A 2,364-nucleotide genomic window follows, 5' to 3' on the forward strand; every position below is an offset into this window, starting at 1 on the left:
ACAAATCTTTTTTCGTTTATTTTTTAATTGTTTTTTATCGGGATAACCCAATGTTTACAAGCATTACAAACGGTTCAAAGATCTACGCCTATCTCTTAAAGCGAGTGCAAATATAGACTTTATATTACCAACTTTCCTAATCGAATTTGAAGTTTATTAAGATTAGTTAGTAAGAGACTGTAAATCAAGACTCCTATTTTGCAAAAACAAGAGTCAGATAAGCAATTTACGACATTAATTAGAGAAAATCTATACCCTTAGAGTAGATTTCTTTCTAATTTTTGAATTTCATCATCCATATCTATATATGGATTTACTTTTATGAATTCCTGAAGTTTTATCAGACTTGATTTAATAAAAGCTTGGTGAGAGTCGGAGTTCACATTAAAAGGTCGATGATTAGAGGCCAAAATGAATTTCTCGACCTTTTTCTGGATTTCTATCGAAGTATCGGAAAGGAAAGTTTCAGAAAACCTTTGCCATATATATTTAATTGCTGCATTACTTATATGCAACATATCCTCAGCATAAAAGCGGTAATCACGTAATTCATCCATTACAATTTCGTAGGAAGGAAAATAGGATACCTGATTGAACAATTCACTTAGTTGCTCAACGGCTAATAATAAAGTAGCCTTGCTTAGCTGATTCCCATTGGCACCATCTTTCCAATGACGAATAGGACTCACTGTGAAAACAACTTTAATTTTGGGATTAAAAACCAGGAGTTCGACAAGCAAATCCTTATATATAGGCACAATCTCATCCACATCTAATCGATATCGATTAAAATCTTTAGCTGGAAGTTTGTGACAATTAGATACAATATTACCCGAACTCAATAATTCATAAACCCAAGCTGTACCAAAAGTGATGAATAAGAAATCAGCCTCCTTTAATTCTTGTGAACTCTTCTTAATACTATCATTAATATCTGAAAGACATAAAGACAGGTCAGAATTTGAGAACTTGCTATGATGATAGAAACTAAACCAAAGGTCGTTATGAAAGTTCAGGTCATCTTCAAGAAATTCTTTCTCCTCCATTAGTAATCGCAAACTATTACAAACACTAACTGGGTTATAAATCACACCAAATGGATTAACATCAACCTGATATTTATACGATTTAAGCTGTGCTCCAATGTTTTCGACAAAACAAGAACCCATCATCACAGCATTCTTTTGATATCCGAAATCAAATTCAGACCTGGGAATGCTCACTTTTGTTCTAAACAAATCATCATTCATAGTGATAGAGTTATTACAAGGAAGAAATGATATTCTTTTGAATCCAATCTAAAATTAGATCAAAGACCTCACCTTTACAAGAATCGTTATGCAATTCATGAAAAGCATTATCAAATACATGAAACAGGCATAACGGACCTGCTTTTTCAGCATATTGATGACTTGCTTGGTGAGATGTTATTTCATCGGTAGTGCCATGTAAAAGCAGAAGAGGTTTATTAACAATAGGTTTCTGATTTAATAGATCGTATCCCGCTTGATAAGCTTGATAAAATAATCGGAATGAAACCCATGAGTGAACTAAAGGGTCATTACTATAATCTTCAACAACCACTGGATCGTGAGAAAGCAGATTAGGATTCAGTTTTGTTTTCAAACTAAGGTTAGGGAATAGTTGAGCAAACAACTTCACAATAGGGATAAGAAATCGTGGTGGCGATTGCTGTGCGATCAACCAAGGTGAGGTTGCAATAACAGCCTTATATCTGCCGTCTCTATTATTCAAATGAGTTAAAACTTCACCTCCACCCATACTATGTCCATAAAGAACCATTGGAGTATTTGGGAAAAGCTTCTCACAATTGGATAAAAGCAAATCAATATCGTCGAGCAAAACATCATAAGAAGGAATAATCCCTCTTTGCCCTTCAGATTGACCATGACCTCGCTGATCGAAACCGACAACAGCAATATCATTATTGACAAAACGTTTTGACCAAGCATTGTATCGTGAACTATGCTCACCAATTCCATGAACCAAACAAATAACACATTCAACCTGACTTATAGGTTTCCATATTTGTAAAAACAACTTCGTTCCATCAGGTGTTTTGATATACATTGTGTCATGAGTCATAGCTAGCCACTTTTATTCTTCAAGGAAATTTAAATTACGTTTCAACCCCTTAAACTTAGTTCTTTTTACCGCTGAATTCTTGAATAAATTGCCAAATTGATTTGCATCCATATTATGCCAATCATCTTTTGATAAAGCTAAAATATCTGGATTGGGCTTAAATGCTTCAACAGAATGTGGCTTTACCATGCGATTCCATGGACAAACATCCTGGCAGATATCACAGCCAAATACTCTGTTTTCAAATTTACCTTTCAT

At 34.2% G+C, this 2,364-nt stretch carries 2 protein-coding genes and 1 pseudogene; all 3 read right to left on the reverse strand.

The window, feature by feature from the left end:
* Nucleotides 1-257: 257 nt before the first annotated feature.
* Nucleotides 258-1,250 (reverse strand): GSCFA domain-containing protein, encoded by a 993-nt coding sequence (locus ABY905_RS16485; RefSeq protein ID WP_372645856.1) that lies wholly within the window; start codon nt 1,248-1,250, stop codon nt 258-260.
* Between the two features lie 13 nt (nt 1,251-1,263).
* On the reverse strand, nt 1,264-2,106 hold the full coding sequence (locus ABY905_RS16490; RefSeq protein WP_372645858.1) for a lysophospholipase: 843 nt from the start codon (nt 2,104-2,106) through the stop codon (nt 1,264-1,266).
* A gap of 12 nt (nt 2,107-2,118) precedes the next feature.
* Nucleotides 2,119-2,364 (reverse strand): annotated as a pseudogene (locus tag ABY905_RS16495) (tRNA epoxyqueuosine(34) reductase QueG); the annotation flags it as partial.

Source organism: Ancylomarina sp. (assembly GCF_041555295.1).
Taxonomy (GTDB): Bacteria; Bacteroidota; Bacteroidia; order Bacteroidales; family Marinifilaceae; genus Ancylomarina.

Bases quoted from the DNA above. Each gene is read 5' to 3' on its own strand.
- ABY905_RS16485 (WP_372645856.1), bottom strand. From the start codon at position 1,250: ATGAATGATGATTTGTTTAGAACAAAAGTGAGCATTCCCAGGTCTGAA.
- ABY905_RS16490 (WP_372645858.1), bottom strand. From the start codon at position 2,106: ATGACTCATGACACAATGTATATCAAAACACCTGATGGAACGAAGTTG.